The organism is Methylovirgula sp., assembly GCF_037200945.1.
Taxonomy (GTDB): Bacteria; Pseudomonadota; Alphaproteobacteria; order Rhizobiales; family Beijerinckiaceae; genus Methylovirgula.
On the sequence record NZ_JBBCGP010000001.1, the window covers coordinates 3,547,445 to 3,561,975 of the forward strand.

Annotated in this window: 10 protein-coding genes and 1 tRNA gene; 7 read left to right on the forward strand and 4 right to left on the reverse strand. The window is 59.1% G+C overall.

Annotated features, from left to right (window positions below):
• Positions 1 to 31 precede the first annotated feature (31 nt).
• The 4 genes from kdpB to WDN02_RS17365 all read left to right on the forward strand — a co-directional run bounded on the left by kdpB (position 32) and on the right by WDN02_RS17365 (position 6,231).
• On the forward strand, positions 32 to 2,095 hold the full coding sequence (gene kdpB, locus WDN02_RS17350; protein ID WP_337294978.1) for a potassium-transporting ATPase subunit KdpB: 2,064 nt from the start codon (positions 32 to 34) through the stop codon (positions 2,093 to 2,095).
• A gap of 10 nt (positions 2,096 to 2,105) precedes the next feature.
• Positions 2,106 to 2,711 (forward strand): K(+)-transporting ATPase subunit C, encoded by a 606-nt coding sequence (locus WDN02_RS17355; protein ID WP_337294674.1) that lies wholly within the window; start codon positions 2,106 to 2,108, stop codon positions 2,709 to 2,711.
• A gap of 131 nt (positions 2,712 to 2,842) precedes the next feature.
• Positions 2,843 to 5,536, forward strand: a complete 2,694-nt coding sequence (locus tag WDN02_RS17360; protein WP_337294675.1) for a sensor histidine kinase KdpD — start codon at positions 2,843 to 2,845, stop codon at positions 5,534 to 5,536.
• Entirely contained in the window at positions 5,533 to 6,231 is a 699-nt protein-coding gene (locus WDN02_RS17365) for a response regulator transcription factor (RefSeq protein ID WP_337294676.1), read from the forward strand. The genes WDN02_RS17360 and WDN02_RS17365 overlap by 4 nt, the downstream gene beginning before the upstream one ends.
• Positions 6,232 to 6,260: 29 nt before the next feature.
• Here the strand turns inward: WDN02_RS17365 and WDN02_RS17370 are convergent, their stop codons facing one another.
• Positions 6,261 to 6,995 (reverse strand): Crp/Fnr family transcriptional regulator, encoded by a 735-nt coding sequence (locus WDN02_RS17370; RefSeq protein ID WP_337294677.1) that lies wholly within the window; start codon positions 6,993 to 6,995, stop codon positions 6,261 to 6,263.
• Between the two features lie 374 nt (positions 6,996 to 7,369).
• Here WDN02_RS17370 and WDN02_RS17375 point away from each other — a divergent pair, with 374 nt between their 5' ends.
• Positions 7,370 to 8,965, forward strand: a complete 1,596-nt coding sequence (locus tag WDN02_RS17375; RefSeq protein ID WP_337294678.1) for a methyl-accepting chemotaxis protein — start codon at positions 7,370 to 7,372, stop codon at positions 8,963 to 8,965.
• 274 nt (positions 8,966 to 9,239) lie between these two features.
• Positions 9,240 to 9,998 carry a hypothetical protein gene (locus WDN02_RS17380; RefSeq protein ID WP_337294679.1) on the forward strand — a complete coding sequence of 253 codons (759 nt, stop codon included), beginning with the start codon at positions 9,240 to 9,242 and terminating at the stop codon, positions 9,996 to 9,998.
• Positions 9,999 to 10,029: 31 nt separating this feature from the next.
• Here WDN02_RS17380 and WDN02_RS17385 read toward each other — a convergent pair.
• Positions 10,030 to 10,103 (reverse strand) — tRNA-Gly (locus WDN02_RS17385).
• A gap of 624 nt (positions 10,104 to 10,727) precedes the next feature.
• Here WDN02_RS17385 and WDN02_RS17390 point away from each other — a divergent pair.
• Positions 10,728 to 11,513, forward strand: a complete 786-nt coding sequence (locus WDN02_RS17390) for a hypothetical protein (RefSeq protein WP_337294680.1) — start codon at positions 10,728 to 10,730, stop codon at positions 11,511 to 11,513.
• 111 nt (positions 11,514 to 11,624) lie between these two features.
• Here the strand turns inward: WDN02_RS17390 and WDN02_RS17395 are convergent, their stop codons facing one another.
• Together WDN02_RS17395 and WDN02_RS17400 are read right to left on the reverse strand one after the other, a co-directional pair.
• Positions 11,625 to 13,241, reverse strand: coding sequence for a Na+/H+ antiporter (locus WDN02_RS17395; protein WP_337294681.1), 1,617 nt, complete (start codon positions 13,239 to 13,241; stop codon positions 11,625 to 11,627).
• Positions 13,242 to 13,317: 76 nt separating this feature from the next.
• Positions 13,318 to 14,493, reverse strand: a complete 1,176-nt coding sequence (locus WDN02_RS17400) for a 2'-deoxycytidine 5'-triphosphate deaminase (protein WP_337294682.1) — start codon at positions 14,491 to 14,493, stop codon at positions 13,318 to 13,320.
• Positions 14,494 to 14,531 lie beyond the last annotated feature (38 nt).

Genomic DNA, 14,531 nt, shown 5'->3' on the forward strand with positions numbered 1-14,531 from the left:
GCAAGCTATGGACCAATCCACTCGCACGAGAATGCCGGTCGCCGGTTCGGCCGACCCGCATATTCTCCTCACCGCCGTCGGCGACTCGTTCAAGAAACTCAATCCGCGTTTGCTGATCCGCAACCCTGTGATGTTCACGGTGGAAGTGGTCGCAGCTCTCGTGACATTGCTCTTCATCCGCGACGTGATCTTGGGGCATGGCCATTACGGCTTTGCCTTCCAGATCATCCTGTGGCTGTGGTTTACCGTACTCTTCGCCAATTTCGCTGAAGCGGTCGCAGAAGGCCGCGGCAAGGCGCAAGCGGCGACCCTGCGGCGCAGTAAGACGGAATCGGATGCCAAGCTGCTGCGGGCAGCTGACGAACCGGACGCGAAGGGTACGGCCTGGCGCTCGGTGCCGGCCGTCTCGCTGAAACCCGGCGATATCGTGCTCGTCGAAGCCGGCGATCTGATCCCGAGCGATGGCGATGTCGTCGAAGGCGTCGCCTCGGTCGATGAATCGGCGATCACCGGTGAATCGGCGCCGGTGATCCGCGAAAGCGGCGGCGACCGCTCGGCCGTCACCGGCGGCACGCTGGTGATCTCTGACTGGGTCAAGGTGAAGATCACCGCCGCGCAGGGCTCGACCTTCCTCGATCGCATGATCGCGATGGTCGAAGGCGCGGAGCGGCAGAAGACGCCGAACGAAATCGCGCTCAACATCCTGCTCGCCGGCCTGACGATCATCTTCGTCTTCGCCGTCGCGACGATCCCGAGCTTTGCGTCTTACGCCAGTGGCTCGACAACTGTGCTCGTTCTCGTCGCCTTGTTCGTAACGCTGATCCCCACGACCATCGGCGCGTTGCTCTCGGCGATCGGTATTGCCGGCATGGACCGTCTCGTGCGCTTCAAAGTACTGGCCATGTCCGGCCGCGCGGTCGAAGCCGCGGGCGACGTCGATACGCTGCTGCTCGACAAGACTGGCACGATCACACTCGGCAATCGTCAGGCGACCGCCTTCATTCCCTTGGCGGGCGTCAGCGAGGCCGATCTTGCCAACGCGTCGCAGCTTGCGTCGCTCTCCGACGAAACACCGGAGGGCCGTTCGATCGTCGTTCTCGCCAAGGAAAAGCAGGGCATCCGCGGCCGCGATCTTTCGAGCCTGAACGCGACCTTTATTCCCTTTTCGGCGCAAACACGCATCAGCGGCATTGACAGCAGCGAAGGCTCAATCCGCAAAGGCGCGATCGATGCAGTGATCGCCTATGCCCGTAGCAAAAGCTCCACGGACATCGAAGTCTCGGTTCGCGAACTTATCGCCAAGTCTGACGAAATCGCCAAAGCGGGCGCGACACCCCTCGGCGTCGCCAAGGACGGGCGACTCCTCGGCGTCATCCACCTCAAGGACATCATCAAAGGCGGCATCAAGGAGCGCTTCCAGGAATTGCGCCGCATGGGTATCCGCACGGTGATGATCACGGGTGACAATCCGCTCACCGCGGCGGCGATCGCGGCCGAAGCGGGGGTCGATGACTTCCTCGCTCAGGCGACGCCGGAAATGAAACTGAAGCTCATCCGCTCTGAGCAGGCGCAAGGCAAACTCGTCGCAATGTGCGGCGACGGCACCAACGACGCCCCGGCCCTGGCGCAAGCCGATGTCGGTGTGGCGATGAACACCGGCACGATGGCGGCGCGCGAAGCCGGCAACATGGTCGATCTCGACAGCGATCCGACCAAGCTGATCGAGATCGTCGAGATCGGCAAGCAATTGCTGATGACGCGCGGTGCGTTGACGACCTTCTCAATCGCCAACGACGTGGCGAAATATTTCGCCATCATCCCGGCAATGTTCCTCGCCTTCTACCCGCAGCTTCAGGCGCTGAACATCATGCATCTGCATAATCCGCAGAGCGCGATTCTCTCAGCCATTATCTTCAATGCGCTGATCATCATCGCGCTGGTGCCTCTGGCGCTCAGAGGCGTCACGTACCGCCCGCTTGGTGCGGCCAACATCCTGCGCCGTAACCTGCTCATCTACGGGCTCGGCGGCATCATCGTGCCGTTCATCGGCATCAAGCTCATCGACATGGCAGTTTCTGCCATTGGTCTTGTCTGAGGATTTTCCAATGTTGAAACAAATCCGCCCTGCCATCCTGATGATCGTCTTGATGACAATCATCACTGGCCTCGCCTACCCGCTCGGCATGACCGGCATCGCCCAGGTTCTCTTCCCGCATCAGGCAAACGGCAGTCTGATCGAAAAGGACGGCAAAGTGATCGGTTCGATGCTGATCGGCCAGAATTTCATCAGCGACAAATATTTCCATGGCCGCCTCTCGGCGACCACGGAGCCCGATGCGAAGGATCCGACGAAATCCGATCCCGTGCCCTACGCTGCCGATAATTCGACCGGCTCGAATCTCGGGCCGATATCGAAAGCCCTGATCCAGCGCGTTCAGGCCGACGCTGCCCGGCTGCATAAGGAAAACCCCTCGGCTCCCGTGCCGGTCGATCTCGTCACGACTTCGGCCAGCGGTCTCGATCCGGACATCACGCCGGCGGCGGCCTATTTCCAGGTGCCGCGCGTTGCCAAAGCCCGCAACGTCACCGAGGACGCGCTCAAAACGCTTGTCGCGGCACATATCGAGGGACGGCTCTTCGGCATTATTGGCGAGCCGCATGTTAACGTTCTCGACCTGAACCTCGCCCTCGACGCGCTGAAAAAAAGCTAACCGCTTACGTCATTGCGAGCGAAGCGAAGCAATCCAGGACAAGACTTGAATTGCTTCGTCGTTCCGCTCCTCGCAATGACGCAGTGCGAGTGAATCGTCTGAATCGGAACATTAGGATATGATCGCCGCACATGGATATTCCGTCAGGCGACAAACGGCCATCTCCCGAGGCCCTGCTCCGCGAAGCCGAAAACGGCACGCGCGGACGCCTCAAGATCTTTCTTGGCGCGGCCCCGGGAGTCGGCAAAACTTATGAAATGCTGCTGACGGCCCAGGCGAAGCGGCGCGAGGGTATTGATATGGTCGTGGGCGTCGTCGAAACCCACGGCCGCGCCGAAACCGAGACGCTCGTCGCCGGCCTCGAAGTCATCCCCCGCCGCAATGTCGTCTATAAAGGCCGCGTCCTGACGGAAATGGATATCGACGCCATACTGGTGCGGCATCCCAAGCTGGTTCTGGTCGACGAACTCGCCCATACGAACGCGCCCGAAAGCCGTCACCCGAAACGCTACCTCGATGTCGAGGAATTTCTGGCCGCGGGGATCGATGTCTATACCACCGTCAATATCCAGCATATCGACAGTCTCAACGATATCGTCGCGCGTATCACGCATACCCGCGTGCGCGAGACAGTCCCTGACTCCATTATCGATCACGCCGACGACATCGAAGTCATCGATCTGACGCCCGACGATCTTCTCGCCAGACTGCGCGAGGGTAAAGTCTATGTCGGCGATCGCGCTGCGCGCGCGATCGAGAATTATTTCTCGCGCGGCAATCTGACGGCTTTGCGTGAATTGGCTCTGCGCCGCACGGCGCAGCGTGTCGACGCACAAATGGTCGATTATATGCAATCGCATGCGATCGACGGGCCTTGGCCGGCTGGCGAGCGCGTACTGGTTGCGATTGACGGCGGCGGCGGCAGCGCCGCTTTGGTGCGCCGGGCGCGGCGCTTCGCCGAATATCTGCGCGCGCCCTGGACGGCTCTGCACGTCGAGACATCACGCGAACTGCGTTGCGACGAAGCAGAACGCAAGACGGTTGCCGAAACTTTGCAGCTTGCAACGCGGCTCGGTGGAACCGCCGTCACCCTTCCCGGCGAGGATGCCGCAACGACGATCCTCGACTATGCCCATACGCACAATGTCACGCACATCCTTGTTGCCCGGACCGGCCGTGCAAGCTGGCTCGACATTCTGCGCGGCTCGACTCTCAATAAACTGATCCAGAACGCCGGCGGCATCAACATTCACATCGCGACAGCGGATTCCGCCGCCGGCAAAACACAACGTTTTGCGTTTGTGGCGCCCGATTCTCCGCGGGATTGGACCGTCTATCTTAAGAGCCTCGTCTTCGTCGCCGGCGCGGGTGCTTTCGCTTTTCTGTTGCGCGAGACGCTCGGCGTTTCCAGCGTCGCGCTGGTTTTCCTCATCGGCGTGCTGGCAAGCGCCGTCTGCTACGGACTCTTCCCATCGCTTGTCGCCGCGTTGGCCAGTGCGCTGGCTTACAATTTCTTTTTCCTGCCGCCGCTTTACACGTTTACGATTGCCGATCCCGAAAATGTCGTCGCGCTGACGACTTTCGCGATTGTTGCGGTGATCGCCAGCAATCTCGCCGCGCGTTTGCGGACGCAGGCGATCGCGGCGCGGGCGCGGGCCCGCATTACCGAAGAGCTTTATCTTTTCAGCCGCAAGCTGGCCGGGGCTGCGTCGCTCGACGATATCATCTGGGCGAGTGTCTACGAGATCGCGCTGCTTTTGAAAGTGAATGTCGTTTTACTTTTGCCGCGCAACGGTAAGCTCGAGCCGATGGGCGGCTATCCACCCGAGGATCGCCTGGACGAAGCCGATTTCGCAGCCGCGCAATGGTCGTTCGAGAGGAATCACGCTGCCGGCCGTGGCGCCGACACGCTCCCCGGCGCCAAGCGGCTCTTTATTCCCATGCGTACCGGACGCGGTGCCATCGGCGTGATTGGCATCGATTCAGAACGCCCGGGCCCCCTGCTGCGCTCCGAAGAAAGCCGTCTGCTCGATTCACTGTCGGACCAGGCGGCGCTGGCGATCGAGCGCATCCATCTTGCCGCGGATATCGAAAAGGCCCGACTCGCGGAGGAGACGGACCGGCTGCGGCAGGCGCTGCTGACGTCGATCTCGCATGATCTGCGCACACCGCTGGCCTCGGTCATCGGATCCGCGACAAGCCTCGTCGCCCACGGCGCCGAACTCGACCGCGCGACACAGATAAGCCTAGCTCGGACAATTCAGGAAGAAGGCGAGCGGCTGAACCGGTTCATCGGCAATTTGCTTGACATGACGCGGCTCGAGTCGGGGTCGCTCAAACCCAATTCCGATCTGGTGGATGTCTCCGATCTCGTCGGCGCCGTGCTCCAACGGGGGCAGAAAATCCTGAAAGACCATAAAGTGGAAATCGCCGTCGCGCCGGAGCTGCCGATGCTCTCGCTCGATGTCGTGCTGACCGAGCAGGTCCTCTTCAACCTGCTCGACAACGCTGCAAAATACGCACCGCCCGGTACCAAGATCACGCTCGGTGCGCACCGCGAGAACGGCAATGTTCTGATTACGGTCACCGACGAGGGTGAAGGTATCCCGCCCGCGGATTATGAGCAGATTTTTAACAAGTTCTATCGCGTTCATCGCGGCGACCACCAGCGCGCCGGCACCGGCCTTGGCCTCGCCATCTGCCGCGGTTTTGTCGAAGCCATGAGCGGCACAATCACCGCCGCAAACCGCACAGACCGGAGCGGCGCGATCTTCACACTCAAATTTCCTGTGCCACCCCCGTCAAATATAGAGGCGATGACATGACGACACTTTCGGCACCCCTGCGCGTGCTGGTCGTCGATGACGAACCGGCAATCTTACGCTTTCTGCGGCCAAGTCTGGCGACGCAGGGCTATGTCGTCTCTGAAGCGAAGGACGGGCGCAGCGCCCTCGACGCGATCCGCGCGAAGGCAGCCGATGTGGTCGTCCTCGATCTCGGCCTGCCCGACATTGATGGAATCGAGATCATCCGCCAATTGCGCGGCGCCGGCGAAACGTTGCCAATCATTGTTTTGTCGAGCCGCGAGACAGAGGGCGCGAAAGTCGCGGCGCTTGATCTCGGTGCGGACGATTACGTCACCAAGCCTTTCGGCATCGACGAATTGCTGGCACGCATCCGCGCGGCGCAACGTCACCGCCTCCAGCAGCAAGGTGAGAAAGCGATTTTCCGCAACGGCGATTTGACCGCCGATCTCGTCCGCCGGATCATCACCGTCCGCGGCCAAGAGGTGAAATTTTCACCGCGAGAATATGATGTGCTGCGATTACTGATCGCGCATGCTGGCAAGGTCCTGACGCATCGTTTTATCCTGCGTGAGGTCTGGGGTGGCGATGCCGACGTCCAATATCTGCGCATTTACATCCGCGCGCTGCGGCAGAAAATCGAACGCGACCCCGAGCGGCCACGCCACATCCTCACCGAAACAGGCGTCGGCTATCGCCTCGCCCTTCAGGATTAGACGTCTCTTAGAACCTATCGCTGCCAATTTCAGTCGATGCAGCCGATACGGCGGAGTTCGGTGCGGTTGAGGATTCTCAAGAACCCCGCGGACAATTCGATCAGCCCGGACTCGCGAAATTTGGCGATCGTCCGGCCGACATGAACCGGCGTGAGCCCCGTAGCATCGGCCATGTCGCGCTGGCGTAGCGGAAAAGGATAGGTGCCTCCTTGAACCGTGCCCAGACGATCCAGACGTTCGGTCAGGGTCAGCATCAAATGCGCAATCCGCTCATCGGCGTTGCGGCGTCCAAGATCGAGCAGGAGCTCATTCTTCGCCCGCTCGTTCGCGGCGCCGATCTTGCCGATGACATCCAATGTCTCGTCGGACGAAACGACCTTTTTTCTCACGTCGGCACGTTTCATGCGGCAGAACAGCGCCTTTGTCAGCGTTCGCAGCGACAGGGCCGATGTCTCCTCGAACAATATGCCGGGCGAGGAGAAATCCCCACCCACCAGGAAGGAGATGATCTGGCGCCGGCCATCCGCCGTTTGTAGAAACGTGAACGCCCAGCCGTCGCACAAAATATAGATATCGTCTGACTTGGCATTGCGCAGATAGACATTGCGGTGAGGTTCAAAGATCTCGAAGTTTTGCGCGAGGCGTTGCTGAAATCGGCCAAACTCTTCGGCTTGAGGATCAATCAATACGCAGCAGGCTGGCGGATATCCGGCCGGACATGCAACGCAAGGCCGACCGCGTTCGCGAATGTCATTATAAAGCATTCCGACTCTCTAGCGGCGGAACCTGCGCCGCTACGATAAGCACATAGATAATATGAATTGGCAACGCTGGTCATACTTGGTGACATACCCAACACGCACAAGATATGTTCACAATCTATGTTGCCAATCTAAGTATAAAAATATCAATTATTGAAAATATTTTTTGATGCCTTGCTGAAAAACGGCATAAGTGTGAACTTTACATGGACCATTCCGTCGCACCAACTTACCAAAAGTAGATCTTATTTTATTTGGTGATTCGCAGGCCACGCGGCCGATCTTCGTTAGTCAGTAAAAGCGCACGCGTTACGCGAAACGACACAGTAGATTCTAAGATTCCGCGGCGGTTGGATTGCCCTTTTTGGAGCCAAGCGATGTCAGTGGACGTGCTAGCCGACCAACTCAAATTCATGAACCTTGGGGCCGAGGCTCAGAAGAATATTCAGTCGGTCAAAACCATCATCACCCAGGAATTGCCCGGCGCGCTCGATACGTTTTATGCGCAAGTGCGCCGCTTCCCCGAAACGGTCAAATTCTTCTCAAACGAAGCCCAGATTGTGAGCGCCAAAAGCAGACAGCTTGCTCACTGGGACGCGATATCAAGCGGCCGGTTTGACGGCGACTATGTCAGAGCCGCCTCGGCCGTCGGCGATATTCACGCAAAGATCGGCCTTGAGCCGCGCTGGTACATCGGCGGCTATGCTCTCGTGGTCGAGGTGCTCGTTGCGAAAGTTATGGAGGCGCGGTTCCCCAAGCACCGTTTCGGATCGCGACGCATGCCCGTCCAACAGGTCGCAGCAGAACTCGGCGCACTCATCAAGGCAACTATGCTCGACATGGACTTTGCGATTTCGGCTTATCTCAGAGCGGCCGAAACCGCGCGTAAAAGGGCGGAAGAAGCCGTGCTCGCGCAAGAACGCGAGGACGTGTCGGCTTCCGTCGGCAAGGCCATGTCCTCTCTCTCGGACGGCGATCTTACCTGCCGATTGGCGGACGACATTCCTGTCGAATACCAGCAACTGCGCATCGACTTCAACAGCTCAATGGAGAAGCTGCAGCAAACCGTGTTGGCGGTCAGCGCCAACGCGCAGGCCATTCGCTCGGGTACCGAGCAGATTGCCGTCGCCGCCGACGACCTGTCACACCGCACCGAGAGACAAGCGGCCAGCCTGGAAGAGACGGCCGCCGCCCTCGACGAAATCACCGCGACGGTCAAAAAGACTGCTGAGAACGCAAACTATGCCCATGTCACCGTCTCCGCGGCAAAGATGGAGGCGGAAAAAGCCGGCGTCGTGGTGAGCGAAGCGATGCACGCTATGTCCGGCATCGAGAAATCATCCCACCAGATTAGTCAGATCATCAGCGTCATCGACGAAATCGCCTTCCAAACGAACCTTCTCGCCTTGAACGCCGGCGTAGAAGCCGCTCGCGCGGGCGACGCTGGCCGCGGTTTTGCCGTCGTGGCGATGGAAGTGCGCGGGTTAGCGCAACGGTCAGCAGAGGCCGCCAAGGAAATCAAAGGATTGATTTCGGCCTCAACTACCCAGGTCGATCAGGGCGTGCATTTGGTCGAGGAGACCGGCAAAGCGCTTCAGCGGATCGTCGAGCAGGTAATCGAAATCAACCAGGTTGTCAGCAATATCGCGACGAGTGCGCAGGAACAGGCAGCGGGGCTGCACCAAGTCAATATCGCGGTTAACGAAATGGATAAAGTCACCCAGCAGAACGCTGCAATGGTGGAGGAGTCGACCGCAGCAGCGCACTTGCTTTCGGAAGAGACCGAACGTCTCGCGCATATGATCGGTCGTTTCAAGACGGGTCGGGAGGCAATTCGCGAAGCTGAATCTCATGCGGGGAAAAAGCCAAATCCGCAGGCTTCGCGGCCGATGTTGAAAACGGTTGGCAGCACTGGCAACACGGCCGTGGTTCGCAAACCGTCGCCGTCTAAAACGGAGTGGCGTGATTTTTGAGGCCAGTCTCGATGTTCCAAAACGAGAGATGCGAATTCAATATTAGACAAAAGTCGAATGGCCGGTACGACTTTCTTAGAGCATTGTCTTCTGTTGCATTGGTAATCGTGAATTCGTGCGGTGCTACGGTTGTCGCTCGCCTTCACAACTGTATGCGCCTCATTCTCCGTATCCGGACGCTTGTACGACTTCGAGGGAAGTCAGCTTTACTATTTCTTTGGAAATAATCTGATCTGTTACATTCGGTACCTCCGCTTGAAGCGAGGAAGACCCAATGAACGACCGCGACAAGCATCGTTACAGAATTTGGGAATTAGGGAAGGAATCGGCATCGAATTCCGAGCGGCGGTCTGTGGTCGCGGCTGAGAAAAGAGTGCTGCAGAATCGTGAACGCTCTCCGGCGATTCAGGCCGAAGAGCTGACGACCATGATGGCTCTTTACAACTATCATCCATCGATCAACGCGCAATTGCAGACGACCTGCGAGAGCGCGACAGGCGCCCCGTTACACTGCAAAACGACGAAGATCGCGGCCGATGCCGTCCATCTCGTCTACGATACGAAGGCGGGCCAATCTATCGAAGCTTCGCGTACACAGGCCGAAAGCTTGCCGGAAGGCACCGGCGTGCGTCTGCATGTAGAGGAATTAGGCAGCCTCGCCGGCACTGTTGCCACCAAGAAGCCGGAAGGTTTTGACGTGCGGATCGATAGTGAATATCGGCCGGCCATCCGCGACAGGCTGGCACGCATGGCCGCGAACTATGCCGTCGCGGTCGAACGTGGCACCGGTGCGACCTCAAAAATCTCAACAGTCGAGCCGTCCATTAAAAGGTGTCAATTCCTCGATCACACCGGCACGTTACGCGAAGGCACGCTCGTCAATATCTCAGAAGACGATGCTCTGATCAGGGCGAGGATCATCCCGCCGGAGAGCAGCCGCATCGTCTTACGCGGGGCGATCCATCGTGCGGCGGACGTCGTCCGCGTTTTCGAAATCGGTTTTGCGTTGAAATTCCTCAGATCGCGCCCCTAGGCCAACAGGCCGCAGCATTGCAGCATGTGGCTGGAGCGGGCGAAGGGAATCGAACCCTCGTATGCAGCTTGGGAAGCTGCCGTTCTGCCATTGAACTACGCCCGCGCACCGGCTGCTTAATTCACCGATCGAACATTATAATTCAATGGCTTAGGCTTAAACAGCGCGGTCATTATGCCCGACCTTCTTCCGCAGGTAAATGGGCACGTAAGCCGAACGAAGCCATCCTAAACCGGACTTTGCGGACGAAAAGCCCTTTGCTGCGGCGAAAGCGCAGTCACCACGCGCGACACCGTCGCGAAGCTGAAGGAGCGGCAGTCGAAGAATAGCTTACCCTTGGGTTTAAAATATCCCGTTTGAAGGTCGCGTAAAAGCCTGCATGATCGCGAACTTTTTGAAACTGACCCCGCAATGCCGCGCAAAGCTTCGCGCAAATTGTAGAGGCTAACGACGCGGCAATGGCGCGGTGCTGAAGACGTGAGGACCAAACACAACACAGAGCTTATGCACCAAGAATTTTCCATCAATCGATTCGATCCGAAAGTCAGACGAAATACTCATGCCTGTTATCCCGACGCGAACGATAACAGCTCATGTGGTCGCTTTGCTTTACGGATATGGCCCAACCTGATCTGATGTGTCCCATCAGGCTGAGATGTGTACATGCCCTCCCCGAGTAATTTGCACCCCGGCTCGAATATCACCTCCGCACTGATCACTGGCCTATCCGTGGTGATCACCTCGTTATGGGTGGCGATTTGCGCCGCTGCGCCGGAATTCATTTGGCGAGGGTTACAAATTGCATTCTCGGTGCCGATTTGGACGTGGTTACCCTCGGCCCTATTGGTCGGGATGATTCTCGCGTTCTTTGTCGAACCAATGATGCAGTATTTGCGAGAATATCTCGTCAATCGGACGGGGTATCGACCAGTACGCAAACGGACACCCAATGCGTTATTTGCCGCGAGCCTCGCGTTTGTTTTTGCGATAGTATCCATTTGTCTACATGATGCGTTGATCGCTTTCGTGTCCGCTAAGCACGGCGGACATTCTGATCAGAACGCCGGACTCTTGGCTGCCTTCGCGCTCGTAGCGGCCTGGGCCATCGGGCCATTTGCAGTTACCATTGCATGGCTCGGAGCAGCGTGCCGCTGGCTCGCGATCCCCCTCGGCATCGCCGCCGCCGGCACCCCGTTTATCGCCGAATGGTTATTTTCATGGCCGGTTGGCTCTGTGATCAGCGCTGCCATTCCGAGCTTGGCGATTCTTGGCCTCGGATATCGCCATGGTGTTCTCGAAAATCGCGGCCGTGGCGCAAGACTCGTTTTAGCTGTCAGCACCGTTTGGCTCGCGACGATTCTGCTCCTTCAAGCCGCGACAAAGGTCTTACACGTCCTGCCGTTTCATCTCTATGACGCCGCGGATTTCTGGATGGATGTGCGTTTTTATATCGGTTGGGCTCTCGGGCTTTTGCTTGCACCGCAAGTCGGTTTCGATCCACTCAAAAAGAGCTGATCGGCCCGCTACCCGGCGTTACGCGGATGGCCAATAGACCGTGGATAAACTCATTATCGCGCTTTCGGCTTCGCATGACCAAAGACGAGCGCCGGACTGTGTCACCGCCGTTCAGGGCAGCGGATCGTCGATCTTGAACGGTAAGGCGCCGTCGTGGGCATGCCGCACACGCGCGTCTTCAAGATCGAGCTCGCGCTCGATCCGGCGGCGTGCCTCGTCCGTCAACGCATCTCGTGCGTAGAGTTCGGCGATCTTTTTTCGTTCGGCCCCGATGAGACGAAGCTGAACGGCAAGAGAATCGCCGAACTGATTATCGACACGCTTGAGCGCGCTGATCAGCGTGTCGCGGCGATCGCGAAAGCGGTTGCGTAAAACGCGCAACGTGCCGGGCGCTATGCCATCTGGCCCGATTGCACCCAGATCACTCAGCGCCGCTTCGACCCCTGCCACGCGGGCGCGGATTTCGCGGTCCTTGGCCCCCGCCAGTTCGCGTCGCCCATCGACATCAAGGCCGAGCTTACGGACGACGAACGGCAGGCTGAGGCCCTGCCCTACGAGCGTCGCCAGGATCACCGCAAAGGTGATGATCAGCACAAAGTCGCGCTGCGGAAATGGCGTCCCCTGAACCGTGAAGGGAATCGACAGCGCCGCCGCCAGCGAAACGACGCCGCGTATGCCGGTGAAGCCGATGAACACATCATGCTGCCAGGGTGGCGCGGGTTTGCCCTCGCGCTTGCGGATCAGATCGCGCGGAAAGCGCGTCAGGATAACGACCCAGATCAGGCGCACCGCAACCACCGCAAGGATGACCACGCCCACCGGCAGCAGGAGCTTCTCCCAGGACTTGTCCCGCAACGCCGCGACGATCGAATGGGCCTGCAAGCCGGTGATGACGAAGATCGATCCTTCCGTGATGTAGACGACGAGGCGCCAGAAGAAATAGCCCTGAAGACGCGTGGCCGCGGGAATCGTACTCGCGCCATTGGCGCTGACATAAAGCCCCGCGACGACGGCGGCGAGAACGCCGGAGCCGCCCAGCGCCTGCAGAGGCCAGAACGCAATATACGGCGTGAGCAATGCGATCGTGAGTTCGATTTCGGGATCGCCGATATGACGGCGCAGCCGCAGCGTGCCCCAGCCGACGGCGATGCCCCAGGCTATTCCGGCGATCGCGACAACGACGAACAGCCCCGCCGCAATCGGCAGAGAAAAAGTGCCTTTTTCCACGGCGGTTACGGCGAAACTGAAAATGATCAGCGCGGTGGCATCGTTCACAAGGCCTTCGCCTTGCAGAATGGTTATAATACGCTGCGGCAACGCCAGCCCATCGAGAATGGCGAGCGGCGCCACGGCATCCGGGGGCGCGACGATCGCGCCGAGGACGAAGCCGAGCGCCAGCGGCCATCCGAGAAGGCCATGCACAGTGACAGCCACGGCGGCCGCCGTAGCGCAGACACACCCGACCGCCAGCAAAGAAATCTCGCCCGACTCGCGCTTGAAACCGCGCCAGCTCGCGCCGACGCCGGCGATATAGAGCAGCGGCGGCAACAGCACTTGCAAAACGACATCCGGCTCGATCGGAATCTGCGGCAGATGCGGCAGAAAGCTCGCGGCGATGCCGAAGACGACGAGAAAGATCGACGAGGGAACGCGCAACCGCCGCGCCATGATCGCGCCGATCGCCGTCAGCGCGATAAGAGCAAAGGTGATCAGAGCGGCATGCGGCATCGGGGGTCCATGTGGGCAGTGGCACGTTGGAGGCGCGCCAGTCCTTTTAAGACGCGATCGCCGATGACGAAAAGGGCTAAGGCATACGGAAATGCTTGGAGAGCTTCAGCCCCTGGCCCTGATAATTGGAACCGCCGACCTGGCCATAGAGCGCTTGCGGTGCTTCCGCCATTTTCTCGTAGACGAGACGCCCGATCATTTGCCCATCTTCGAGAATGAACGGCACCTCATGGCTGCGCACTTCGAGCACGCCCCGGCTGCCCGGCTCTCCGCTCTCGGTGAAGCCGAAACCCGGATCGAAGAAGCCAGCGTAATGGACGCGGAACTCGCCCATTGCCGGGTCGATCGGCACCATTTCGGCCGCGAGGTCGCGCGGAATATGCAGCTTCTCCTGCGAGGCCAGAATGTAGAATTCATCCGGATCGAGGATCAGCCTTTTGTCCGGCCTTGAGCGGACCAGTTCCCAGAAATCGGCAATATCATAGGCGCCGACGCGATCGACATCGATGATGTCGGTATGTTTTTGCGCGCGATAGCCGACGATATCGCCAATCGTCTCCGTGCTGAGCGCGACCCGCAACACGAGACCGTCGCGCAGGTTCAACTGATCGCCGTCGACCAGCTTCTGATCGCGATGGCGTGCGGCGAGCTGGCTGTCGGTCAACGTGAAGTCGGTATTTGAAAGCTGCGACGAGTTGAGTCGGCGAAAGCGGATTTGATTCAGCTTGCTGCCCTCATGCACGCGAACGCTGAAGCTGCGCGGCGAGACTTCGGCATAAAGCTGTCCCTTGTAGCCGCGTTCGACGTGATCGAAGATTTCGCTGCGATCGGTAATGAGGCGGGTGAAAATATCGAGCCGCCCGGTCGAGCTTTTCGGATTGGCGACGGCCGAAATGCTATCGGGCAGGACAAGGGATTCAAGAAGCGGAATGACATAAACGCAGCCACGCTCCAAAACCGCGCCGGCACCGGTCAGGCTGATTTCATGAAATTTCAAATTCTGTAGCTGTTCGGCAACCGTCCGGTTTTTGCCGGGCAGGAAGCTGGCGCGGACGCGGTAGGCCTTGGGGCCAAGCCGCAAGTCCAAACTTGCGGGCTGCATTTGGCCACGTTCGATCGTGTCGCGGGTGAGGATCATCCGCCGCTGCAGCATGATGTCTATTTTTTCGCGGCCGAGCAGGCCAAACGCATTCCCAAAGAGAAGGGAGGCGCTCTCATCTTCAAAAAGGGCTGAAACCGGCGCTGTTTCCATGAAAATCTGGCTCTACGACCCTACGGAGGAACCACGCC

Coding starts and splice junctions, on each gene's coding strand:
- kdpB (WP_337294978.1), top strand. CDS start 32: ATGCCGGTCGCCGGTTCGGCCGACCCGCATATTCTCCTCACCGCCGTC.
- WDN02_RS17355 (WP_337294674.1), top strand. CDS start 2,106: ATGTTGAAACAAATCCGCCCTGCCATCCTGATGATCGTCTTGATGACA.
- WDN02_RS17360 (WP_337294675.1), top strand. CDS start 2,843: ATGGATATTCCGTCAGGCGACAAACGGCCATCTCCCGAGGCCCTGCTC.
- WDN02_RS17365 (WP_337294676.1), top strand. CDS start 5,533: ATGACGACACTTTCGGCACCCCTGCGCGTGCTGGTCGTCGATGACGAA.
- WDN02_RS17370 (WP_337294677.1), bottom strand. CDS start 6,995: ATGCTTTATAATGACATTCGCGAACGCGGTCGGCCTTGCGTTGCATGT.
- WDN02_RS17375 (WP_337294678.1), top strand. CDS start 7,370: ATGTCAGTGGACGTGCTAGCCGACCAACTCAAATTCATGAACCTTGGG.
- WDN02_RS17380 (WP_337294679.1), top strand. CDS start 9,240: ATGAACGACCGCGACAAGCATCGTTACAGAATTTGGGAATTAGGGAAG.
- WDN02_RS17395 (WP_337294681.1), bottom strand. CDS start 13,241: ATGCCGCATGCCGCTCTGATCACCTTTGCTCTTATCGCGCTGACGGCG.
- WDN02_RS17400 (WP_337294682.1), bottom strand. CDS start 14,493: ATGGAAACAGCGCCGGTTTCAGCCCTTTTTGAAGATGAGAGCGCCTCC.